The organism is Pseudomonas sp. DP-17, from assembly GCF_022380625.1.
Classification (GTDB): Bacteria; Pseudomonadota; Gammaproteobacteria; order Pseudomonadales; family Pseudomonadaceae; genus Pseudomonas; species Pseudomonas nitroreducens_A.
The window spans coordinates 172,223-194,414 of record NZ_JAKSXG010000003.1 but is presented as its reverse complement, the minus strand read 5'-3'; the positions used below and the strand labels follow the sequence as shown (position 1 = coordinate 194,414).

Annotated in this window: 19 protein-coding genes and 1 pseudogene; 15 read left to right on the top strand and 5 right to left on the bottom strand. The window is 62.7% G+C overall.

Annotation, left to right across the window (positions count from 1 at the left end; translation table 11 throughout):
- The first annotated feature begins 111 nt into the window (after positions 1-111).
- Together MJ122_RS08170 and grxC are read left to right on the top strand one after the other, a co-directional pair.
- Complete coding sequence (locus tag MJ122_RS08170) at positions 112-630, top strand: peroxidase-related enzyme (RefSeq protein ID WP_239743585.1); 519 nt, start codon at positions 112-114, stop codon at positions 628-630.
- 12 nt (positions 631-642) lie between these two features.
- A pseudogene (grxC, locus tag MJ122_RS08165) lies at positions 643-896 on the top strand (glutaredoxin 3).
- Between the two features lie 292 nt (positions 897-1,188).
- Here the strand turns inward: grxC and MJ122_RS08160 are convergent.
- Positions 1,189-2,916 (bottom strand): response regulator, encoded by a 1,728-nt coding sequence (locus MJ122_RS08160; protein WP_239743583.1) that lies wholly within the window; start codon positions 2,914-2,916, stop codon positions 1,189-1,191.
- Between the two features lie 148 nt (positions 2,917-3,064).
- Here MJ122_RS08160 and MJ122_RS08155 point away from each other — a divergent pair, with 148 nt between their 5' ends.
- The 3 genes from MJ122_RS08155 to MJ122_RS08145 all read left to right on the top strand — a co-directional run bounded on the left by MJ122_RS08155 (position 3,065) and on the right by MJ122_RS08145 (position 8,090).
- Positions 3,065-5,935: an autotransporter outer membrane beta-barrel domain-containing protein gene (locus MJ122_RS08155; RefSeq protein ID WP_239743582.1), complete on the top strand. Its 2,871-nt coding sequence runs from the start codon at positions 3,065-3,067 to the stop codon at positions 5,933-5,935.
- A 154-nt stretch (positions 5,936-6,089) separates the two neighbouring features.
- Complete coding sequence (locus MJ122_RS08150; RefSeq protein ID WP_239743579.1) at positions 6,090-6,497, top strand: hypothetical protein; 408 nt, start codon at positions 6,090-6,092, stop codon at positions 6,495-6,497.
- 33 nt (positions 6,498-6,530) lie between these two features.
- Positions 6,531-8,090 (top strand): sensor domain-containing diguanylate cyclase, encoded by a 1,560-nt coding sequence (locus MJ122_RS08145; RefSeq protein ID WP_239743577.1) that lies wholly within the window; start codon positions 6,531-6,533, stop codon positions 8,088-8,090.
- 233 nt (positions 8,091-8,323) lie between these two features.
- Here the strand turns inward: MJ122_RS08145 and MJ122_RS08140 are convergent, their stop codons facing one another.
- From MJ122_RS08140 to MJ122_RS08125, 4 genes are read right to left on the bottom strand one after another with little or no spacing between them, the layout of a single operon-like run.
- The gene (locus MJ122_RS08140; RefSeq protein ID WP_239743575.1) at positions 8,324-8,791 is read right to left on the bottom strand and encodes a DoxX family protein; all 468 of its coding nucleotides are present in this window, start codon (positions 8,789-8,791) and stop codon (positions 8,324-8,326) included.
- A gap of 10 nt (positions 8,792-8,801) precedes the next feature.
- Positions 8,802-9,557, bottom strand: a complete 756-nt coding sequence (locus tag MJ122_RS08135) for a DNA-binding domain-containing protein (RefSeq protein WP_239743573.1) — start codon at positions 9,555-9,557, stop codon at positions 8,802-8,804.
- The gene (locus tag MJ122_RS08130; RefSeq protein ID WP_239743571.1) at positions 9,554-10,387 is read right to left on the bottom strand and encodes a DUF692 domain-containing protein; all 834 of its coding nucleotides are present in this window, start codon (positions 10,385-10,387) and stop codon (positions 9,554-9,556) included. Before MJ122_RS08130 ends, MJ122_RS08135 begins: the two co-directional genes overlap by 4 nt.
- A gap of 16 nt (positions 10,388-10,403) precedes the next feature.
- Entirely contained in the window at positions 10,404-10,691 is a 288-nt protein-coding gene (locus MJ122_RS08125) for a DUF2282 domain-containing protein (protein WP_239743570.1), read from the bottom strand.
- A gap of 240 nt (positions 10,692-10,931) precedes the next feature.
- On the opposite strand from MJ122_RS08125, the gene MJ122_RS08120 reads away from it, so the two are divergent.
- The 10 genes from MJ122_RS08120 (at position 10,932) to MJ122_RS08075 (ending at position 22,167) form a co-directional block, all read left to right on the top strand.
- Positions 10,932-11,522: a sigma-70 family RNA polymerase sigma factor gene (locus tag MJ122_RS08120; protein ID WP_239743568.1), complete on the top strand. Its 591-nt coding sequence runs from the start codon at positions 10,932-10,934 to the stop codon at positions 11,520-11,522.
- Positions 11,509-12,150 (top strand): DUF1109 domain-containing protein, encoded by a 642-nt coding sequence (locus MJ122_RS08115; protein ID WP_239743566.1) that lies wholly within the window; start codon positions 11,509-11,511, stop codon positions 12,148-12,150. Before MJ122_RS08120 ends, MJ122_RS08115 begins: the two co-directional genes overlap by 14 nt.
- 168 nt (positions 12,151-12,318) lie before the next feature.
- Positions 12,319-12,780, top strand: a complete 462-nt coding sequence (gene alaE, locus MJ122_RS08110) for an L-alanine exporter AlaE (protein WP_239743564.1) — start codon at positions 12,319-12,321, stop codon at positions 12,778-12,780.
- A gap of 363 nt (positions 12,781-13,143) precedes the next feature.
- Entirely contained in the window at positions 13,144-13,884 is a 741-nt protein-coding gene (locus MJ122_RS08105) for a FadR/GntR family transcriptional regulator (protein WP_088416868.1), read from the top strand.
- Between the two features lie 138 nt (positions 13,885-14,022).
- Positions 14,023-14,934 carry a 5-dehydro-4-deoxyglucarate dehydratase gene (gene kdgD / locus MJ122_RS08100; protein ID WP_088416869.1) on the top strand — a complete coding sequence of 304 codons (912 nt, stop codon included), beginning with the start codon at positions 14,023-14,025 and terminating at the stop codon, positions 14,932-14,934.
- Between the two features lie 13 nt (positions 14,935-14,947).
- Entirely contained in the window at positions 14,948-16,387 is a 1,440-nt protein-coding gene (locus MJ122_RS08095; RefSeq protein ID WP_088416870.1) for an aldehyde dehydrogenase family protein, read from the top strand.
- A 542-nt stretch (positions 16,388-16,929) separates the two neighbouring features.
- Entirely contained in the window at positions 16,930-18,294 is a 1,365-nt protein-coding gene (locus MJ122_RS08090; protein ID WP_239743562.1) for an MFS transporter, read from the top strand.
- A gap of 32 nt (positions 18,295-18,326) precedes the next feature.
- A complete protein-coding gene (gene garD / locus MJ122_RS08085; RefSeq protein WP_088416872.1) occupies positions 18,327-19,883 on the top strand; it encodes a galactarate dehydratase in 1,557 nt (518 codons plus the stop codon).
- Between the two features lie 139 nt (positions 19,884-20,022).
- Positions 20,023-21,390 (top strand): OprD family porin, encoded by a 1,368-nt coding sequence (locus MJ122_RS08080; protein WP_088416873.1) that lies wholly within the window; start codon positions 20,023-20,025, stop codon positions 21,388-21,390.
- A gap of 534 nt (positions 21,391-21,924) precedes the next feature.
- Positions 21,925-22,167, top strand: a complete 243-nt coding sequence (locus MJ122_RS08075) for a transmembrane sensor/regulator PpyR (RefSeq protein ID WP_239743560.1) — start codon at positions 21,925-21,927, stop codon at positions 22,165-22,167.
- The last annotated feature ends 25 nt before the right edge of the window (positions 22,168-22,192 follow it).

Here is a 22,192-nt window from a genome sequence, read left to right as displayed (position 1 = left end):
CGATCTGTTGCATAACTTCGACGATCTGAAGCCGAAAGGAAAGCCTGCCTCCCTAGTATGAACCCCATACCTGATCGACAAACCCGTTGGTCAACCTACTGGAGAATCACCATGACTCGCATTGCCGCTCTCTCGCTGGACCAAGCCCCTGCTGCCTCGCGCGCCGCCCTCGAAGGCGTCCGGAAAGGCCTCGGCTTCATCCCCAACGCATTCAAGACGCTGGCCCATTCCCCGGCCGCACTCAATGGCTATCTGGGCCTTGCCCAAGCCTTGGGTAAAAGCTCGCTGAGCGCCGCCGAGCGTGAAGTCGTTGCCCTCGCCACGTCGCAAGTCAATGGCTGCGACTACTGCCTGGCCGCACACAGCTTCTTCGGCGCCAAGGCGGGCCTGAGCGATGAGGCCATCAGCCAGGCCCGTCAGGGCACACTCAGTGCGGTCGCCGTATTGGCGCGCGAGATCACCGAAAGCCGCGGCCAGTTGCGCGACGAGCAGATCGCAGCGGCGCGCGAAGCCGGCCTGAGCGACAGCAAGATCGTGGAGGTCGTAGCCCAGATCACGTTGTTGACCCTGACCAACTACCTGAACAACGTCGCCACGACCGACATCGACTTTCCTCCGTCGGCCCACTGAGAGGACACCACCATGAACCCGGTGACGATCTACACCACCCAGCACTGCCCCTACTGCGTGAGTGCCAAGCGCCTGCTCGCGAGCAAAGGGGTCACGCCCGTCGAAATCGAAGTCGAGGCGTCGCCCCGGCATCTGGCGGAAATGCTGAGCGATCCGGGCGCAGGACGGTCCCGCAGATTTTTGTTGGCGACGTACACGTCGGCGGTTTCGATGACCTGGCCAGTCTCGATCACCAGGGCGGGCTCGACGCATTACTTCACGCCTGATCTGCAAGAGTGCTCCGGCAGGTGATCTGATTTGGAGTACTCAACGTCCATCCGATGCCAAGCGAGTACAGATATGACCAGCCCTGATCTCCTGCGCCGGGAGGGGATGCCTGACTGAGAATGACCGCATTCACTCCATGCAAAGATATCGTCCGCTCTTGGCCTTTTGCTTCCTCTGGCGAGAGGCCGCTACCGACCCATAGCGGACGTTGAGCAAGACGATCGTAGCGCGCCAACGATCGCCACATCGTTGGTAGTTCGCTCAAATGTGGGACTCCAGTGATCATTACGCTTAGAGCATTGAAAGCAACAAGTGCACGGTGGCGCAACAACCTTGTCCAGGCAGGTGTGATACCTGCAACTCGCCGCCGATGCTGTTGATCAGGTGCTGGGCGATGTTCAGGCTGAGGCTGTTGCGTGCCTGTTTGCGGATGGGGTAGTCGCGGGTCAATTCCGAGAGAGAGTAGGCGCGTATTTCACGGTGCTCGCGGACTGGCAGACCTTCGAGGGTAATGCGTACTCCCATCTGCTGCTGTTTTGGGCTGGCGACGATGCGCAGCTGGACGCTGCCGTCGTCAGTAAGGTCTATCACGTAAAGACCCAGGTGCCGCAGAGCTTCACGCAGTGATCGTGCATCGACCAGTAGAGCTTTCCGCAAGCGAGTGCTGGACTCCAGCTTCAGGGGCAATTGTTTCTGGTCGGCCTGGACGTGCAACGCATCAAGAACTTCTGCGGCGAGCTCATCCAGGTACGTGGGCAGCAGAGGAACTTCTTCCTGGGCTATTAGTGCGCACTTGAGCGAGGCACCGTGCACCAGCAACTCCTCCAGGATCGTGTGGGCCTCCCCCAATGCAGTCGTATCGGGCTGCGCTAGGGTACCGGCGAGTGCCTCTAGACGTTCGTTTAGATGAATGGTTGCGCTGGTAAACAGGTCGGTCAGTTGCTGGTGTGCCAGCTCATTGGCCTCGGCGCGGATGCGCAGCTCATTGAGTTGGTCGTAGCGGTCGGTGATATCGGTGCTGCAGCAGATCATTCCAACCAGATTGCCATCGTGATCCCTGTAGGGCGTGCCCCAGTGATGCAGAACACGACGTTCTCCATGGATGGTAACTTCTATGTCTTTGCTGAAAGGCTGTTCCTGGGCAATGGCCCGCTGCAAAAATCGCAGCATGTTGCTTGCGTCATCTGGCGGATACCAGTCCACCTCGGTAGTGCGGGTACCCACAACGTCGTCCAGCGCCGCGTGGTAAAGCTTCAGATGCGCAGGGTTGGCGTAAACCAGACGCGCCTCGGTGTCGCGAACATAAAAGGCGGCCGGCAGGCTTTCGACCATGGAGCGCCACATGGGCGCTTCGCCTTCACCACCTCGCTCGCTTGCTGCCAAGCCGGCAGGGGCGGCAAGACGGTTGCGCCGGGCAAAGTCGATTAGATCGAGCATACTGGTAAGGTTGAGCTTACTGCGCATGCGGGCCCGGTACGTACTGACCGACTTCTCGCTGATGGTCAGTTCACGGGCTATCTCCTGGTTGCTGTAGCCGCTGGCAAGCAGACTGAGCACGCTTAACTCACGGTTGGACAACGAGGCCACGCGCTCGGCGTCGTTCTCTTGCAGGCTGCCGAGATGCACGCTGCCGAGCGTTTCGGCTGGGAAATAGCTGTGGCCCCGCAAGACTACCGCTAGGGCTTCCTTGAGTTGCTCGACTTCCTGATGCTTGCTGACAAAGCCCGACGCTCCTACCTGCAGGAAGCGTCCAACGTAGTGTTCCGAATCTTGAGTGCTGTAACCCAGGATCGGCAACGTAAGTCCGCGAGCGCGCAGGCGCGAGATGACGTCCAGCCCGGTAATTTGCGACAGATCAATGTCGATAATCAGGAGGTCCGGCGAAAGGCGCGTCGTTAGACTCAGCGCTTCGAGGCCGTTGCGAGCTTCGCCCACTACCGTATGCCGCTCTTCCTGTAATAGCGTGCGAACGGCATAACGGGTCATCGGGTGTTCGTCCGCAATCAGGATCCGCGCCATCTTTTCCCCCTTCGTCGATCTTCACTCTAGGACAAGCTGATGGCTCGCGTGTAGTCGTTTTCCTACAAATCGTGACTGGTTTTCGCATCCTCACATTGAGGCGGTGCGCAAAGAATGGCGTCAATCCTTCCCCTCAAGGTGACTCGCCATGGAATCGCTCACATGCCACACAAGCCTCCCCAAGACACCGCTCGCCATCATCGTCGCCATGCTCATCAGTACCCCAGGTCTGGCAGCGGATTTCAACACTTCTCAAATTTTTACCGCGGCTAATACGCAGCCCCAAGTGCTGACGCAGTCACGCATCAGGGTCAGCAGTAGTGATCCCGCACTCAGCATTCTGCACACGGATCTAACCCTGCAAAGCGTGTTTGTCAGCAACGCTGGTTCCGGAGCGGCACTGCTCGTCTCTGATAGCGCGCATCTGGACGCACAGGCAATCGATGGTTCTACGCAATCGAACGGAGCTCCGGCGCTGTCAGTGCATGATCGGGGAGTGGTAAGGCTGGCTAAGGGCAGCGTGCTGACCACTCTGGGCAATGGAAGTCCCACCGCACTGGTTGATGGCGGTGAGTTACATCTGAGCGATACCAGCTTGGTGACCCATGGGATTACCAGTCCAGGAATCAGACTGAGCAGTCAGTCGCTCCTGCAAGTAGAGCGATCGAGTATCGAAACTTTCGACATGAGCAGTGCCGGCATCCAGAGCGACGATAACGGTGTGCCCGGCGTCGTCAGTGATTCGCGGATTTACACCCATCAGGCAGAAAGTGATGGCGTCAGTCTCAATAACAGTGGCCCCATAGCTTTGGCCAATACTCAGATACTCACCGAGGCCGACGCAGCTGCTGGAGTCGCGGCGCGATGGGGTAGCCAGGCGATTCTGAACCAGGGCAGTACGGTGCATACACACGGATACAACGCCGAGGCACTCGGCGCTCGTACCGGTTCAAGCATCCAAATGAACGATGGAACCCTTTTCAGCGAGGGGCCGCGATCAGCGGCGGTGCTTGTCAGTGGTGCAAGCAGCATCAGCCTGCAGAATGTGCAGGGACTGAGTATCGGGACCATGGCCCCGGCGCTGAGTATCGAGGGTGGCAGTCAGGTTAGCGCTCAAGACAGCCAGTTGAGTAATGCTGATGGCAGCACTGCACGCTTCATCGCCGGACAAGGGCCGGGCCAGCTGACACTGAGCAACTCGCAGTTGAGCGGCCCTCTCGCGGTAGTTGAAAGCGAGCAGGGCAGCCTGGGCAACGTCATCGCCCAAGGAAGCCATCTAATAACCACTGTGGGCGAAGCCTTCAGCATACAGTCTGACAGCATCCTCCAAGCGTCGCTTCGCAACAGCCAGGTTGACTCTCCGACGCTCGCCGAGGTCATCGACAACGGCCAACTACAGCTTTTAGCCAGCGGAAGCTCACTTAAGGGCAACACCCTTTTGCACGACAGCAGTCGCGGTCGCCTGGATATGCAGCTGAACACCAGTAATTGGAGCTTCGAAGGCAATTCCTCGGTCAGCAATCTGGAGCTACAGGATGCCGGTCTGTTATTTGCCGGTAAGGGGTATCAGGTTTTAACGGTGAATGGGGATCTCATCGGCCACGGCCGCTTCCTGATGAAGACCGACCTTGCCAGCTCCCAAGGCGATCTGCTGGCAGTGCAAGGCCAGGCGGAAGGCGATCACGAAATCCTAGTGGCCGACAGCGGCCGCGACGCCCAAGGAGCCCCGCTTAAATTAGTCGCAAGTGGAGGTGGCTCAGGACAGTTCAGGCTGGTTGGGGGACATGTGGATGCCGGTGCCTTCCGTTATGGTCTGCAGCACCAAGGAAATGACTGGTATCTCGTTGAAACCGCTCGCCTAGCGCCCATGCAGGTCTTGGCTCCTTCTCGACCGGCGCAGCGTACGCCATCAGCTCAGGGCGGTACTGTTCCAATGACCGCGCTGGCCCCGTCTCAGCAGCCACAGCAGCAGGTGGGCCCAACCACCCGCTTGCCCATGGCGGCGCTGACTCCGGCGACGCAGCCGCAGTTGGTTTCTTCGCAGGCAACAACCATTCCCATGACCGCACAGAATCCAGCATTGGGTAAATTGGGACAGGCGCAGCGGTTGTCCAAGGGCGCGAATGCAGCCCTAGGCATGCAAACCGCCGCAGCGAATCTCTGGCAGAGCGAGCTGGGTACTCTCACACGTAGGCTCGGCGAGCTGCGCGAAGGTCATGACCAGGGCGGTCTCTGGACTCGCGCCATGGGCGGCCGGATGAACGTCGACAGCGGCGACAGCCGCGCCTTTGAACAGAACCTGAGTGGTGCGCAGATCGGCGCTGACCGCTCACTGGAGCAAAGCGACGCCACTCTCTATCTCGGCGGAGTAATCGGTATGGGTCGCTCCAATCAGAACTTTGGTGAGCACAGCTCTGGCGCTATCGACAGCCGAAGCGTCGCCCTGTACGCCACCTATGTCCGAGAAGACGGCTGGTATCTGGACTCAGTGCTGAAATACGACCACCTGCGGGGCAAGGTGAAGACGCCCTCTAACCTGGGCAGTCAGGTCCGCGGCCACTACGACGCCGACGCTTACGGTGCCAGCGTTGAGTTGGGGCGAACAATTCAACTGGGGCAGGGCTGGTTTGTCGAGCCGCAAGTGCAACTGGCTGGTGTGCACCTGCAAGGCCCGAAGTACATCAGCAGCGACAATTTGAACGTGGATGGCGACGCAACGGACTCCGTCCAGGCTCGGGCCGGCGGTCGCGCAGGGCGTAACTGGCAGCTGGGCTCCGGTATGCAAATAAACGGCTACCTCAGCGCCTCATGGATCGACGAGCTGGCTGGTGACGGAGCGGTCAAGGTGAACGGTCACTCACTGGATAATCAACTGCCGGGGTCTCGTACGGAACTGGGTGCTGGTGGCTCGCTGCTGGTGAGTGCTCACCAGAAACTGATGGTCGAGGTTCACTACGCCAATGGTCATGAGATCGAACAACCCGTCGCACTGACTCTTGGCTATCGCTACCTCTGGTAATCGTTGACGCCGCTTGGACGCACGCAGTACGGGACATTCCGTAAGGTATGAATCAATTACCCTATCTCGCCGAGTACAAGATTACTGAGCATGCTATGGCCCCATGCGTTGGCGGAGTCAATTAGCTCTCATCGCGGAACTGGAGTACTTCATCATGAAATCTACACTTTTGATTTCGTTGACACTTGTAGCCACACTGGCAAATGCCTGTTATGGCAAGGACGAGATCAACACTGTTCCTGTGAATTTCGAAAAGGGTTCGTCTAGTTCAACCTTGCAAGGCAGCTTCAAAGGCTACGGTAGTGTCTTGCACACCCTCGTCGCGAGAGCTGGCCAGAAGATGACGATACGTATCACGGGAAGTCGCAATGCAAATTTCAATATTTTCGCTCCCGGCCAGACTCCCGGATCTTCCGCAGCCTTGGGGAGTGGCTATGTAGGGGGCGACTGGAGTGGAACTCTATCTGAAACTGGCCGCTATACCGTGCAGGTCTATCAACTTCGGGCAACGGCGCGGCGTGGAACAGAGGTGGCCTACTCCATTTACTTCCAAGTGCAATAGACGACCGTATTCAACGGAGCACATGGAGCTGACATGAAGCGTCGCTGGCCTCTACCGATTGATCTACGCGGCCTGATACTGTTTTTCGTCCTAATCTCGGTTTTTGCCACGCTCTGCAACAGTCTCGTAGTGTCGTATCGTGTGCAGCGGGATGCTCTGGTGCATTCAGCCCTGGAGGCAAATGCCGCCTATGCTGCGAAAGTTGCGTCGAGCATCGGCGAGTTTTTGCGCTCCGCTCAGCGTCGTCTGAAGTACAGCGCTGCTGTCCTCCCTCATCATTGGAATGACCCAGATGCGTTGCGCGCGGAGGCTCTACGCCTGCAAGCACAGGATGATGATTTCAACTCGATAGCCATAGTGAATGCCAATGGTGTGGTGCTCTACGCTTTTCCCGATTCGCTGCAGATCGACGGGAAAATGCTGCGCTCAGAAGGTGTACAGCAAGCATTGGCGCAAAGGGAGCCGACAGTCAGCTCAGCATACCTGTCGGTCGCGGGAAATCTGGTGGTGTTCGTTTCTTACCCTATTACGTCACCTGATGGGGAGTACCTGGGCGCTATTGGTGGTTCAGTCTACCTGCGTAAACAAAGCGCACTTCACACTGTCATCAGCAGCCATTTTCATCACGAAGGGACTTTTGCCTTCGTGGCCGACAGCAATCGACGACTGCTCTATCACCCCAATCAGGCCCGCATTGGCGAGGTACTCGGTTGGAGCAAAACAGTCGACGTCGCCCTGCGCGGAGAAAGCGGCAAGATGGAGGTTCCAAACTACCGGAATATCCCCATGCTTGCTGGCTACGCACCAGTCCAGGGCGCCCACTGGGCGGTCGTCGCCCAGCAGCCGAGGGAGCGTGCACTGGTTGCCCTGAAGCCCCTGATGATAGAGATGATACTGGGCCTGATACCTGCCGGTTTGGTGGGCATTGCTCTGATTCTGGCAGGAACAGCACTGATCGCTCATCCGTTGCACCAGTTATCCAAGGCTGCTGACCAGTTAGCCGCAGAGGAAACCGAGTTACGCCTATTAGGCGTCCAGGCCTGGTACAAGGATGCCTCGAACATCCGGCAGGCGATGCTTACCGGGGTAAGGCTACTCCAGCAGAAACTGGGCAAACTTAGTCACGAGGCTCAGAGCGACCCACTGACGGGACTGGCGAACCGCAGGGCAATGGCAAGTGTCCTTAAAATGCTTGAGGAAACCAATTTGGTTTATGCCGTTCTGGCGCTGGACATTGATCACTTCAAAAGGGTCAATGACAGCTTTGGTCACGATGCCGGAGATGTGGCGCTCAAGCATGTGGCGGACATTCTCAAAAGCAATTCTCGTACAGGCGACCTGGCATGTCGCGCGGGCGGCGAGGAGTTCACCTTAGTGATGCCAGAAGTCTCTTTGGACACCGCTCGTGGCCTTGGAGAGCGAATCAGGGAAATTGTCGAGAATAGCGATATCCCGAAAGTTGGCAGGCTGACCATATCGATTGGTGTTGCTTGCAGATCTGGTAGCTCCGAGACGGCGGAAGAGGTGCTCAAGCGAGCAGATGAGCGTCTGTATAAAGCCAAGGAGTCAGGGCGAAACAAGGTTATGGCTTAGGTTCCTCTTGAGCACTGGCCTGCAATGATGTCGCTGGAATCCCCGAAAGGTTTTTCCGCGATCGAGCCGTCCCATGGGCAGCCTTTTCATTTCTTCGATCCGGAGTGAGTGCCGAAACGAAGGTCTGCTTCTAGCCGGAAGCGCGTGTTACGGGCGAGCGGCACTTGCTCTGCAAGCTTAGACGCTTTTTCGCTCAGTGATATCCGCTTCGGATGGCCGAAGCGGATGCTCCGTTAACGAATTCTTAGCACGCGATCCAACGACCAGGCGCCCGCACCGCGCCCGATCAGCAGTAGGAGCAGGCCCGCCCAGGACAGGTGCGTGGGCCAGGCCTCGGGGTAGACAAATACTTCGATCACCGTCGTCATGCCCAGCAATGCCAGGGCCGAGAGGCGGGTGAACAAGCCCAGTACCAGCAGGATCGGGAAGGCGTGCTCGGAATAAGTGGCCAGGTGCGCGGCGACGTGGGGTGGTACCAGCGGCAGCACGTACTCGGTCTGGAACAGCTCGTAGGTGCTCGGGGTGATGGTCAGGATGCCCTCGACCTTGGTGCGCCCGGAGAGGAAGAAGATCGAGGCGATGCCCAGACGCGCCACCAGGTACAGGAACGAGTCGATGAGCAGGTGCTGCAGGCGCTCGGCGAGCGAGTTCCAGTGATGGCGCAGGCCAAGGGGCGCGTGGGAGCGGTGGGGGATGTCCATGGTGGCGTCCTCAGGTGAGGTGCAGCGGGCGGAATACCGCGGCGTCGAGCAAAGTGCCCAGCAACACGGTGAAGTCGAGGTTGGGTTGCGCATCGAGTGCCAGGGCCGAGGCTTGGTCGAGGTTCTGCCCGCTGGCGCAGGCGTCGAGGAAGGCGCAGCCGCCCGCGTCCAGGGCCTGCCAGGCAACCCCTTCGGCGTGGCCGACCAGCAGGGCGCCTTCAGCGTGCCAGGGCAGGGTTTCGGGTAGGGGACGGGCTTCGCGGTTGTAGTGCCAGATGCTGTAGATCGGCTGCGAATCGAACCAGCGCCAGCGCGCGCTGGCGCGCGGTTGCAGACGGCAGGTGGCAAGGTCCGAAGCGGTCATGCCGGCCAGGCTGGATAACTGCAGCGTGGCCTGCTGCGGCGCGATGAAGGCTTCCAGCCATAACCGGTCCAGGCGCGCCACGTCGGCCAGGTAGGGCACCGCGCGGGCGGGTTCGAAGGCGTCGAGGAAGTCGGCAAAGTGCTCGCCGTAGAACACCAGCCGGGCATCGACCGGCGGTGTCTCATGGGCGTGGATGGCCGCCGCCGCGCGCAGCCAATCGGTGCCGACCAGTCGTTCGACGCTGGGGAAGTTGTCGCACAGGGCATCGATGCAACCCTTGAGCACGGTGTTGCGATGAACGCTGAGTCCGGCCTGTTGCGTGACGGCTTGCAGCTCCGCCGCCGGGCGCTGGTAGAGCGCTCCGACGAAGGCATCCTGGAAGGCGCCGAGCGTGGTTTTCATGCGGGCACCTCCGCCAGGTTGAGAATCGCCTGGGCGATATCGCGCTCCGCCAGCAGGTCGCCGAAGGCGGGGATGTGGTCATCGCGCTCGATCAGCGTGGGGCGCGGGCCGATGCGCTGGATCAGGTGCTGGTAGAGCGCCCACACCGACTCGTCGATGGGCGCGTCGTGGGAGTCGATCAGCAGGGCGCTGCTCTCGTCGTGGCTGTGCCCGGCCAGGTGGATTTCCAGGATGGCTGCGGCGGGGAAACGGTCGAGGTAGCGCCGGGCATCGAAGCCCAGGTTGTGGGCGCTGACGTGCACGTTGTTGATGTCCAGCAGCAGGCCGCAACCGGTGCGCAGCGCAAGCTCGGTGAGGAAGTCGATTTCGTCCCAGTCGTGGCCGTCGAGATGCAGGTAATGGCTCGGATTCTCGATGGCGATGCGTCGGCCCAGAGCCTGCTGGGTACGCTGGATGTTCTCGGTGATGCGCGCCAGGGCGCCGTGGCTGCGCGGGAAGGGCAGCAGGTCCGGCAGGTATTGGCCGCGCCAGGCGGACCAGGCCAGGTGCTCGGAAATCAGCACCGGTTGCACGCGCTCGACCAGCCCGCGCAGGCGCAGCAGGTGTGCCTCGTCCGGCGCGGCGTCCGCTGCCAGGGACAGCGACACCCCGTGCAGCGACAGCGGATGCTGTTCAGCGATCCGCTCAAGCCAGGCCAGGCGAGGGCCGCCGACCATATAGTTCTCCGGGTGCACTTCGAACCAGAGTCCTCGGGCGTCGCAGTTCAGCGCCTGGGCATAGTGTTCGGCCTTCAGCCCGAGCCCGGCACCCGGTTGCGTTGATGCGTTCATGGTCGGCGGCCTGTGCTCAGGACTTCATCGGGGTCAGCGAGCCCATGCCATGGGGCGTCTTGATCGAGGTGCAGGTGCCGGCCGGGACGTTTTTCCAGTGCATGCCGTCGTAGTCTTTCTTGGCGCTGCCGGCGCAGGTGGTGCCCGCGCCCGCCTTGCAGTCGTTCTTGCCGGCCATGGCCACGCCGTAGCATTTCTCCATGGCGGCGCCGTTGGCGGCTTTGGTGTTCATGTCGTCGGCCATGGCGGCACCGGTGATGGCGGCGAGAGCGAGGGCGGCGCAAGCGTGGGTCAGGGTTTTCATGGTGTGGTCTCTCCAGTTCGGTTGAAGGCCGCGGAGGACTTTCCGGCGGCTTGATGGGTAGTTCGCCGAGAGGGCTGATCCGGTTACAGCGGCGCGAAAAAATTTTGAGAATTCTTCTGCTCGGCCCTAACGTATTGAACGACGGCCTGTTTTTCCGCCCGGCCGGCGGCGCGTCTGCCAGCCCTGCGTGGGCGAGCGAGCCTGAAGAAAAATCCAGCCGCGGTGTAACCAGGACGGTCGATGCAACGAACTACCAGCCAGGAACAGTTGATCGCGCGCGAGGCCCAGCTGCAGACTTTGCTGCTGCGTGGCATGGACGGTGACGGCGCGGCGTACCGTGAGTTTCTCAGCGCCCTGGGCACGCACCTGCGGGCCTTCCTGCGCCGGCGCCTGAGTCAGCGCTCCGGCGAGGTCGAGGACCTGCTGCAGGAAGTCCTGCTGGCGGTGCATAACGCCCGCCACACCTATCGTCCCGATCAGCCGTTGACGGTCTGGGTGCAGGCCATCGCGCGCTACAAGCTGGCCGACCACTTCCGGGCTTATGCGCGCCGAGAAGCGCTGCACGATCCGCTGGAAGACGACGCCGGGGAGCTGTTCGCCGTCGAGGATGGCGAACCCGCGCAAGCCAGTCGCGATCTCGGCAAGCTGCTGCTGCAGCTGCCGGACAAGCAGCGTCTGCCGATTGTCCACGTGAAGCTTGAGGGCCTGTCAGTGGAGGAAGCCGCCAGCCTGACCGGGCTTTCCAGCTCCGCCGTGAAGGTCGGCATCCACCGCGGGCTCAAGGCCCTGGCGAATATCATCCGAGGGTTGCGAAGTGATGAAGACCAATGAACTGATCGACCTGCTGAGCGCCGGCGAAGGCGTGGTGGACCGACACGCCCTGGGCAAGCGCTTCGCCATCGCCCTGGTGGCTGGGGCCTTCGGCGCGCTGCTGCTGATGGCCGCCGTCTTCGGTCTGCGGCCTGACCTGGGCGAGGTGGCCCGCACGCCGCTGTTCTGGGCCAAGGTCGCCTTGCCCGGCAGCCTGGCGCCGCTTGCCCTGTGGTTGAGCAGCCGCCTGGCGCGCCCGGGGGTAAGGGGCGGACCGGCCTGGGCGCTGCTGGCGCTGCCCGTGCTGCTGGTCTGGATCGGCGGGGCCGTGGAGCTGGCCGGCGTGCCGGCCGACGCGCGCGCAGGTCTGATCCTGGGCAAGACCTGGCGCACTTGTCCGCTGAACATTGCGCTGCTCAGCGTGCCGACCTTCATCGGGGTGTTCTGGGCGCTGCGCGGTCTTGCGCCGACCCGCCTGCGTATCGCCGGCGCCGCCGGAGGGCTATTGGCAGGCGCCACCGCCACCCTGGCTTACTGCCTGCACTGCCCCGAGATGGGAATTTCCTTCTGGGGTGTCTGGTACTTGCTCGGCATGCTGCTGCCGACTGCACTGGGCGCTGTGCTCGGGCCGCGCCTGTTGCGCTGGTAGATAGCGTTTCCTCCAGTGGCTTCCAGTCCCAGACGGGTGCTGGCTGGCACTTCGCCTTTCGAGCGTGACTATCCAGTGAAGGTTCATCGAGTCGCCGTACTGTTGCTCAGGGATCTGTTTGCCCGAAAGGTTCTGGCTTCCTGGGCATGCCCGGATAGGAGATGTGATGTGCCTCAACCTTCGCCCCGACACCCGCGCCGGACTGCACTTCTTGCCGACACGACCGCGCTGATCCTGTTCTTCACCGCCACCGGAGTCATCAACGAGCGATTTTTTGCCGGTATGACCTGGGAGCAGGTGCTCCACGCACGGCTTCTGGGAGCTGTGTTGATGGTGCCAGTCGCTAGGCCTTACGGTCTATGGCGAGATTGGGTGATGAAGCGATCCACTCAACGGCGGCTGTCCAGATTGCTGTGGGACAGCATTGCCCTGTTGAGTTTCCAGGTGCCGATCTATGGGGCGATCATCGCCAGTAGTGGGGCATCGGGAAACAGCCTGCTGCGCGGTGCGCTCGGCGCTGCGGCGATGATGCTGGCTCTGGGCAGACCATATGGTGCGTTTCTGAACTGGATACGCAAGCTCTTTGGATTGCCGGCAGGTGGCGGTAAACCCATGTCGCTGACTAGTTGAACCAACGCTAAGCGCCGGGCGGTCAGGTGGCAGGCCACGCTGCTCCAGCGCAACGTTGGCATGCTGTTGCGGGGCTGTCTTCGTCGGTCGTGGCTTGGTGAGAGGCTGCTTTCGACCCATAACGGACGTTCCGGAGTGGCTGATTACTTCCTGAGGATCACGCCGGGGGACGGGGGCTGCAATTTCCGACTTTCGGCGGCCACTCGAAGAGCGGTCACGCTGCTCGGAGAGCTCCAGGCAAATTAGCAGTCAATTGCGCTGCGTACAGCGAGCTCTGAGACATTTACATAGCGGACAATCATGGCTCAGCCGTGCCTTGATGTTGTACGATGACTGCTTCCCCTCATCTTTCCAGCGACTCCCATGCCGACCAGCCCGCTTCCCCGAAAACGTTCCCGCAGTCTTGCTCACGACGTGGTGGCGGAGCTTTCCGCGCGAATCCGTGACGGCCGCATCAAGCCCGGTGACAAGCTGCCCACCGAGTCGGCGATCATGACCGAGCAGGGCGTCAGCCGCACCGTGGTCCGCGAGGCGATCTCCCGGCTGCAGGCCGCGGGGCTGGTGGAGACCCGCCACGGCATCGGCACCTTCGTGCTGGACACGCCCACGGACGGCCCGTTCCGCATCGACCCGGCGACCATCGTGACCCTGCGCGATGTGCTCGCCGTGCTGGAGCTGCGCATCAGCCTGGAGGTGGAGTCCGCTGGGCTCGCCGCCCAGCGCCGCAGCCCCGAGCAACTGCAGGGCCTGCGCGACGCCCTGGATGCCTTGGAGGAGAGCCAGGCCAACGGCCGCGACGCGGTGGCCTCGGACTTCCAGTTCCACCTGCGCATCGCCGAAGCCACGGGCAACCGCTACTTCACCGACATCATGAGCCACCTGGGGGCCAGCATCATCCCGCGCACCCGGCTCAACTCTGCGCGCCTGGCCCATGACGACCAGCGCCACTACCTGGCGCGGGTCAACCGCGAGCACGAAGACATCTTCGATGCCATCGCCCGCCACGACAGCGACGCAGCCCGCGCTGCCATGCGCCTGCACCTCACCAACTCCCGCGAACGCCTGCGCCGCGCCCACGAATCGGCCGAAGAAAAACTCGGCTGACGAGCGGGCGGAAGAAAAGGTTGTCTGATGACTTGTCGACTTTTATTTATAGTTGTACGATGACTGACAACAAGACGCCATAAGCCGATTGTCGTTCCACCTCTTCCTATAAAAATTCGCTTTGCAGGGTGATCGCCAATGAATCCACAAGAACTGAAGTCCACCCTTTCGTCCGGTCTGCTGTCGTTCCCCGTGACGGACTTCGATACCCAGGGCAACTTCCGCGCGGACACCTACGCCCGCCGCCTGGAGTGGCTGGCCCCGTACGGCGCCAGTGCACTCTTCGCGGCCGGCGGCACCGGCGAGTTCTTCTCGCTGGAGCCCAACGAGTTCTCCTCGATCATCAAGACCGCGGTGGATACCTGCCGTGGCCAGGTACCGATTCTCGCCGGCGCCGGCGGCCCGACCCGCCAGGCCATCGCCTACGCCCAGGAAGCCGAGCGGCAGGGCGCTGCCGGCATCCTGCTGTTGCCGCACTACCTGACCGAAGCCAGCCAGGAAGGCCTGGTGGCCCATGTCGAGCAGGTCTGCCGCTCGGTGGACTTCGGCGTGGTGGTGTACAACCGCAACGTATGCCGCCTGAATGCCGACAGCCTGGAAAAGCTGGCGGATCGCTGCCCGAACCTGATCGGCTTCAAGGATGGCATCGGCGAGATCGAGCCGATGGTCGCCATTCGCCGCCGCCTGGGCGAGCGCCTGACCTACCTGGGCGGCCTGCCGACCGCCGAAGTCTATGCGGCGGCCTACAAGGCACTGGGCGTGCCGGTGTATTCCTCCGCGGTGTTCAACTTCGTCCCGAAGACCGCCATCGAGTTCTACAACGCCATCGCCGCCGACGACCACACCACGGTCAACCGCCTGATCGACGATTTCTTCCTGCCCTACCTGGCCATCCGCAACCGCTGCGAAGGCTATGGCGTGAGCATCATCAAGGCCGGCGCCAAGCTGGTCGGCCATGACGCGGGTCCGGTGCGCGCACCGCTGACCGACCTCACCGGCGAAGAAGTCGAGATGCTCGACGCGCTGATCAAGAAACTCGGCCCGCAATAAGCCGGAGGTTCCCGTGGCACAACAGTATTCGCACTACGTCGACGGCCAATGGCTGGCCGTTACCGACGCGACCCCGAACCGCAATCCGTCCGACCTCACCGATGTGGTCGGTGACTATGCGTTGGGCGACGCCGCGCTGGTCAACCAGGCAGTAGAGGCGGCCCGTGCCGCTTTCCCGGCCTGGTCCAACAGCAACGTGCAAGCCCGCGCCGATGCACTGGACACGGTCGGCAGCGAGATTCTCGCCCGCCGCGCTGAACTGGGCGCGCTGCTGGCGCGGGAGGAGGGCAAGACCCTGCCCGAAGCCATCGGCGAAGTCGGCCGCGCGGGGAACATCTTCAAGTTCTTCGCCGGTGAATGCCTGCGCCTGGCCGGCGACCTGCTGCCCTCGGTGCGCCCCGGCGTCAGCGTCGAGGTGACCCGCGAAGCCGTGGGCGTGGTCGGTCTGATCACCCCGTGGAACTTCCCTATCGCCATCCCTGCGTGGAAGATCGCCCCGGCCCTGGCCTACGGCAACTGCGTGGTGCTCAAGCCCGCCGACCTGGTGCCCGGCAGTGCCTGGGCGCTGGCGGAAATCATCTCCCGCGCCGGTTTCCCCAACGGCGTGTTCAACCTGGTGATGGGGCGCGGCAGCGTGATCGGCGAAGCCCTGGTCAACCACCCGCAGGTGGACGCCGTGAGCTTCACCGGCTCGGTCGGCGTCGGCCGCCGCATCGCCGCGCAGTGCGTGGCCCGTGGCGCCAAGGTGCAGCTGGAAATGGGTGGCAAGAACCCGCAGATCGTCCTCGACGACGCGGACCTCGCCACCGCCGTGGAGCTGTCGGTGCAGAGCGCCTATTACTCCACCGGCCAGCGCTGCACCGCGTCCAGCCGGCTGATTGTCACCGAAGGCATCTACCCGCGCTTCGTCGAAGCCATGGTCGAGCGCATGCGCAAGATCAAGGTGGGCAACGCGCTGCAGGACGGCATCGACATCGGCCCGGTGGTTTCCGAAGCGCAGCTGCGCCAGGACCTGGACTACGTCGAGATCGGCCGCAACGAAGGCGCGCGCCTGCTGTTCGGCGGCGAGCGCCTGTCGCTGGCCACCGAGGGCTATTACATGGCCCCGGCACTGTTCGACGAGACCACCCCGGAGATGCGCATCAACCGCGACGAAATCTTCGGCCCCGTTGCCAGCATCCTCAAGGTGAAGGACTACGACGAGGCGCTGGCCCAGGCCAATGCCACCGAGTTCGGCCTGTCCGCCGGCATCGCCACCACCTCGCTCAAGCATGCCGCGCACTTCAAGCGGCACGCCCAGGCCGGGATGGTGATGGTCAACCTGCCCACCGCCGGCGTGGATTACCACGTGCCGTTCGGCGGTCGCAAAGGCTCGTCGTACGGGCCGCGCGAGCAGGGCCGCTACGCCCAGGAGTTCTACACCTCGGTGAAGACCGCCTACATCGGCGCCTGACCGATAGCAGTACCAGCGGGTGGCGCCTGCCATCGCCATCCGCTGCACAAGACATGACCAGAACCCCGACACAAGAACAAAGCAGGGGAAACACCATGACCATCGTCTGCCCGCAGCCGACACGTACCCGCGAACCCAGGCACTGAACGCGCCCCGAGCACTCCCACTCCGCTCAACTTCGCAGGTAGGTCGTAATGCTGAACCGCCCGATCTCACATCGCCGCGCCGCCGTGCGCCGGCTTTCCCCGCGCCAGTTCCCTGGCCGCGCGGTGTCGTCTCGCCTGCTCGCCAGGCGTCCGGCGGGGCCCTTTTCTTCGCTCCACGCTCTCTCGCTGTACGCCATCCGGCTGCCTGCCGGCCGTGGCGCGCTATCTGCTGTGTCGCTCGCCGCTGTGCCCAGCGCGCGAGTCGGAACGGACGTACCGGCCGCGCCCGCCGTACGTCGGCAAGGAGGCGGTAACGGCTCGCTGCGACGGGCCGGCTGATAATCTGGCCGGCCTGCGCCGGTCGCTTCCATAACAACAAGACACGAGACGCAATCGATGAGCCAAGCAACCGCCAAACCGACGCATGTGCGTTACCTGATCCTGCTGATGCTGTTCCTGGTAACCACCATCAACTACGCCGACCGCGCCACCATCTCCATCGCCGGCTCCAGCCTGCAAAAGGACCTGGGCATCGACGCGGTCACCCTGGGCTACATCTTCTCCGCCTTCGGCTGGGCCTACGTGGCCGGGCAGATTCCCGGCGGCTGGCTGCTCGACCGCTTCGGCTCGAAGAAGGTCTACGCCGCGGGCATCTTCATCTGGTCGCTGTTCACCTTCCTGCAGGGCTTCGTCGGTTACCTCCCCGTGGCCAGCGCGGTGATCGCATTGTTCCTGCTGCGCTTCATGGTGGGCTTCGCCGAGGCGCCGTCCTTCCCGGGCAATGCGCGCATCGTCGCCGCCTGGTTCCCCACCGCCGAACGCGGCACGGCCTCGGCCATCTTCAACTCCGCGCAGTACTTCGCCACTGCGCTGTTCGCGCCGATCATGGGCTGGATCGTCTTCCACTTCGGCTGGGAGCACGTGTTCGTGGTGATGGGCGTGCTGGGCATGGTCTTCGCCGGTATCTGGATGAAGACCATCTACAACCCCAAGGAGCACCCGCGCACCAACGCCGCTGAAGTCGCCGCGATCGAAGCCGGCGGCGGCATGGTCGACATGGACCAGAAACGCGCCAGCGACGGCCCGAAATGGCACTACGTAAGCCAACTGCTGCGCAGCCGCATGCTGCTGGGCGTGTACCTGGGCCAGTACTGCATCAACGCCATCACCTACTTCTTCCTCACCTGGTTCCCGGTGTACCTGGTGCAGGAGCGCGGCATGTCGATCCTCAAGGCCGGCTTCATCGCCTCGCTGCCCGCGCTGATGGGCTTCCTCGGTGGCGTGCTGGGCGGGATCATCTCCGACTACCTGCTGCGTCGCGGCCATTCGCTGACCTTCGCCCGCAAGCTGCCGATCGTCTGTGGCCTGCTGCTGTCCACCACCATGGTGTTCTGCAACTACGTCGATGCCGAGTGGATGGTGGTCGGTTTCATGACCCTGGCGTTCTTCGGCAAGGGCCTGGGTGCGCTGGGCTGGGCGGTGGTGGCGGACACCTCGCCCAAGCAGATCGCCGGACTTTCCGGTGGCCTGTTCAACACCTTCGGCAACCTCGCCTCGATCACCACGCCGATCGTCATCGGCTACCTGATCAGCGCCACCGGCTCGTTCAAGTGGGCCCTGGTATTCGTCGGCGCCAACGCGCTGGTGGCCGTGCTGAGCTACCTGTTCATCGTCGGCCGCATCGAGCGTGTGGAGCTGCGCGAAGAAGACCCAAAGGGTCGCCAGGTGCCTGAAAAACGTCTGGCCCCGGCCAATTCCTGAGCAGTTCCCGGGGTATTTCGGAGATGAGTGTCATGCAGTTGATCCCGCACCAGGACTCGCCGCGCTACGTGAAATTGCACGCGGACGATAACGTCGCCATCGTCGTCAACGACCAGGGCGTCGCCGCTGGCGGTCGCTTCCCGGATGAGCTGGTGGCCGCCGAGTCGATCCCGCAGAGCCACAAGGTGGCGCTGGTGGATATCGCCGAAGGCGCGCCGGTGCTGCGCTATGGCACGGTGATCGGCTATGCCCTGGCGCCCATCGCCAGGGGGCGCTGGGTCACCGAGCAACTGCTCAGTCTGCCGGAGCCGCCGGAGCTGGATGCGCTGCCGCTGGCCACCGAAGTGCCGCCCACTGCCGAGCCACTCACCGGCTACAGCTTCGAGGGTTACCGCAATGCCGACGGCAGCGTCGGCACGCGCAACCTGCTGGGCGTCAGCACCACGGTGCAGTGCGTGACCGGTGTGCTGGACCACTGCGTGGAGCGCGCCCGTCGCGAACTGCTGCCCAAGTACCCGCACGTCGATGACGTGGTGGCGCTGACCCACAGCTACGGCTGCGGCGTGGCGATCAACGCGCCGGACGCGATCATCCCGATCCGCACGCTGTACAACCTGGCGCGCAACCCCAACCTCGGCGGCCAGGCGCTGGTCATCGGCCTGGGCTGCGAGAAGTTGCAGCCGGTGCAGCTGATGGACGGCGACGCACTCACCGCCGGGCAGGACGAGGCGCAGTGGCTGTACCGCCTGCAGGAATCCGGCAACGGCTTCCAGGGCATGGTCACGCAGATACTGGAGCTGATCGAGGAGCGTCTGGTGGTCCTCGACCAACGCCGCCGCGAGACGGTGCCGGCCTCGGAACTGGTTGTGGGCATGCAGTGCGGGGGCAGTGACGCCTTCTCCGGCGTCACCGCCAACCCCGCGCTGGGCGTGGCTGCCGACCTGCTGGTGCGGGCCGGCGCCACGGTGATGTTCTCCGAGAACACCGAGGTGCGCGACGGTATCCACCTGCTCACCGCCCGCGCCGCCAACCGCGAGGTGGCCGAGCAACTGGTCGCCGAGATGGATTGGTACGACCGCTACCTCGCCCGCGGCATGGCCGACCGCAGCGCCAACACCACGCCCGGCAACAAGAAGGGCGGGCTGAACAACATCGTCGAGAAGGCCATGGGTTCCATCGCCAAGTCTGGCAGCAGCGCCATCGTCGGCGTGATCCCGCCGGGCGCGCGGGTGAAGGGCAGGGGGCTGCAGTACTGCGCCACCCCGGCCAGCGACTTCATCTGCGGCACCCTGCAACTGGCCGCCGGGATGAACCTGCACATCTTTACCACCGGACGCGGCACGCCCTACGGGCTGGCCATGGCGCCGGTGATCAAGGTGGCGACCCGCACCGAGCTGGCCGAGCGCTGGCCCGACCTGATCGACGTCGATGCCGGGCGCGTCACGTCCGGGCGCATGACCCTGGACGAGCTGGGCTGGGAAATCTTCCAGCTCTACCTCGACGTGGCCAGCGGCAAGGTCCACACCTGGGCCGAGCGGCACCACCTGCACAACGACCTGGTGCTGTTCAACCCGGCCCCCGTGACCTGATGGAACCATTGATCTGATCCACCCCTGATCGGCGGCGCCTCCCGGCGTCGTCGGCCTCCCTTTGCCTGAAATCCAGCGCCTGCCCGCACGACTGGGACGGGTGGCGCTCACCCTGACATCCACGACCCCGGAGACAACAATGAAAAACTCCACCCTGGGCGCTGCCATCGCCTGCGCCGCCCTCGGCTTTCTCGTGCCCGCCGCCCAGGCTGCCGGCTTCCTCGAGGACAGCAAGGCCAGCCTGACGCTGCGCAATTTCTACATCAACAGCGACAACCGCAACGGCACCGCCGAACCGAGCCGCCAGGAAGAGTGGGGCCAGGGCTTCATCCTCAACTACGCCTCGGGCTACACCCAGGGCACGGTTGGGCTGGGCGTCGACGCCATCGGCCTGCTCGGCATTCGTCTCGACAGCGGCGGTGGCACCCATTACGAATCGGCCAGCCAGCAGGCCGGTACGGCGTTTCCGTCGAAGAGCAACGGCGAGGCGGTGAACGACTTCAGCAGCTTCGGCCCGACGCTGAAGGCGAAGATTTCCGGCACCGAACTGCGCTACGGCACGCTGATGCCCAAGCTACCGGTGGTGACCTACAACGACGGTCGACTGCTGCCCGGCACCTTCGAGGGCGGGCAGGTGACCAGCGCCGATATCGACAACCTCAGCCTGGTGGCCGGCAAGCTGGAGCACACCCGTGGCCGCAACTCCAGCGACTGGCGCGGCATGTCGATCCAGGGCGCCAACAGCGGCGCCACGGCCCGCGACAGCAACGAGTTCTACTACGCCGGCGGCGACTACAAGCTGAGCAAGGACCTGACGCTGCAGTACTACTACGGCCAGCTCAGCGAGTTCTACCAGCAGCACTTCCTCGGCCTGCAGCACAGCCTGAACCTCGGCCCCGGCGTGCTGAAGACCGACCTGCGCGCCTTCGACAGCGACTCCGACGGCAAGAACGGCAGCGCCTCCGGCCGCGCCGATGGCTACCTCTCCAGCGGCTACTACGGCAATCGCGTGAGCAAGGGCGAAGTGGACAACCGCGCCTACAGCGGGATGTTCACCTACAGCCTGTCCGGGCACAGCCTTGGCGCCGGCTACCAGGTCATGAACGGCGACAGCGACTTCCCCTACCTGAACCGTGGAGATGGTGCCAGCGGCAGCGCCTACCTGATCACCGACGTGCAGATCGGCAAGTTCCTGCACGCAGGCGAACGCACCTGGGTGGCGCGCTACGGCTACGACTTCGCCCAGGACGGCTTGCCGGGCCTGACCTTTGCGGCGATCTACCTCAAGGGCGACGACATCAGGAGCGCCAGTGGCGACCAGGGTGAATGGGAGCGCGACCTGACGTTGTCCTACGTTATCCCCGAAGGCACCCTCAAGGGCCTGGGCTTCTCCTGGCGCAACGCCATGCTGCGCAGCGGCCTGCCCGCCAGCGGCTCCGGCACCCCGACCCAGCGCGACCAGGACGAGAACCGACTGATCGTCAGTTATACCTTGCCGCTGCTTTAAGCCCCTAAGGATCGACTTTGCACGTCCGGCGTGGCCCGCTCGAACGCAGTAAATCAGTAGCAGGAGCGCGACCAATGTCGGGAACTACGAGCACCCACTGATGACCGTGTCAATGGCGTCAGGGGGGCTTTCCGTCTGTGACGACAGGCAGGGAACGACCAATTTGCTGCAGTCGGAGAGAGGCCGCTACCGACCCATAGCGGACGTTGGCTCAGTTCGCGTCGCTACGAGTTAACTCCGGGGCATTTTCGCCGCTCCAGGTGGTTTATCTCGATGGAATTCAATTCCGAGAGCCTGAAAAAGAGAGTTTTCCAGGTAATAGCTGAGGTGATCTGTCTTGTTTGACTGCGCTACGAGTGTGGCGTCGCCGGTATTAAAATACAAAGCTTTGGGATAAGCCCTGGTAAGTGCGTTTCAATACCTAAGTATACTCAGGTGATACTGGTTTATATTCAGTTCGGCCAAATGTAGTTGCGAGAGGATTACGTTTTTGGAATACGATTTCATTTCGGTTAGTCTGAGTCCCGAACTGAAATGACCACATTTTTCGAAAGTCCAAGGCGGGTTCTGAATTTGTCTCATATCCTGCTGAGCTGCGGTACGGTCCTATTGGTGGCCGGGGCTGTGCTGGCCTACGGAATGGAACAATATCTTTCATTGCCCAGCCTGTTGATAGCGCATGCGATGACGATTCTTGGGCCCACGGCGATAAAGCTTGGGTATGTGGGCCGCTTATATTCTATCAACCGTCTGCGCCGTGAAGGAGCCGCCGAATGAAAGTCTTATTCAAGGTTAGGGTTAA

Coding starts and splice junctions, on each gene's coding strand:
- MJ122_RS08170 (WP_239743585.1), top strand. CDS start 112: ATGACTCGCATTGCCGCTCTCTCGCTGGACCAAGCCCCTGCTGCCTCG.
- MJ122_RS08160 (WP_239743583.1), bottom strand. CDS start 2,916: ATGGCGCGGATCCTGATTGCGGACGAACACCCGATGACCCGTTATGCC.
- MJ122_RS08155 (WP_239743582.1), top strand. CDS start 3,065: ATGGAATCGCTCACATGCCACACAAGCCTCCCCAAGACACCGCTCGCC.
- MJ122_RS08150 (WP_239743579.1), top strand. CDS start 6,090: ATGAAATCTACACTTTTGATTTCGTTGACACTTGTAGCCACACTGGCA.
- MJ122_RS08145 (WP_239743577.1), top strand. CDS start 6,531: ATGAAGCGTCGCTGGCCTCTACCGATTGATCTACGCGGCCTGATACTG.
- MJ122_RS08140 (WP_239743575.1), bottom strand. CDS start 8,791: ATGGACATCCCCCACCGCTCCCACGCGCCCCTTGGCCTGCGCCATCAC.
- MJ122_RS08135 (WP_239743573.1), bottom strand. CDS start 9,557: ATGAAAACCACGCTCGGCGCCTTCCAGGATGCCTTCGTCGGAGCGCTC.
- MJ122_RS08130 (WP_239743571.1), bottom strand. CDS start 10,387: ATGAACGCATCAACGCAACCGGGTGCCGGGCTCGGGCTGAAGGCCGAA.
- MJ122_RS08125 (WP_239743570.1), bottom strand. CDS start 10,691: ATGAAAACCCTGACCCACGCTTGCGCCGCCCTCGCTCTCGCCGCCATC.
- MJ122_RS08120 (WP_239743568.1), top strand. CDS start 10,932: ATGCAACGAACTACCAGCCAGGAACAGTTGATCGCGCGCGAGGCCCAG.
- MJ122_RS08115 (WP_239743566.1), top strand. CDS start 11,509: ATGAAGACCAATGAACTGATCGACCTGCTGAGCGCCGGCGAAGGCGTG.
- MJ122_RS08105 (WP_088416868.1), top strand. CDS start 13,144: ATGCCGACCAGCCCGCTTCCCCGAAAACGTTCCCGCAGTCTTGCTCAC.
- kdgD (WP_088416869.1), top strand. CDS start 14,023: ATGAATCCACAAGAACTGAAGTCCACCCTTTCGTCCGGTCTGCTGTCG.
- MJ122_RS08090 (WP_239743562.1), top strand. CDS start 16,930: ATGAGCCAAGCAACCGCCAAACCGACGCATGTGCGTTACCTGATCCTG.
- garD (WP_088416872.1), top strand. CDS start 18,327: ATGCAGTTGATCCCGCACCAGGACTCGCCGCGCTACGTGAAATTGCAC.
- MJ122_RS08080 (WP_088416873.1), top strand. CDS start 20,023: ATGAAAAACTCCACCCTGGGCGCTGCCATCGCCTGCGCCGCCCTCGGC.
- MJ122_RS08075 (WP_239743560.1), top strand. CDS start 21,925: ATGACCACATTTTTCGAAAGTCCAAGGCGGGTTCTGAATTTGTCTCAT.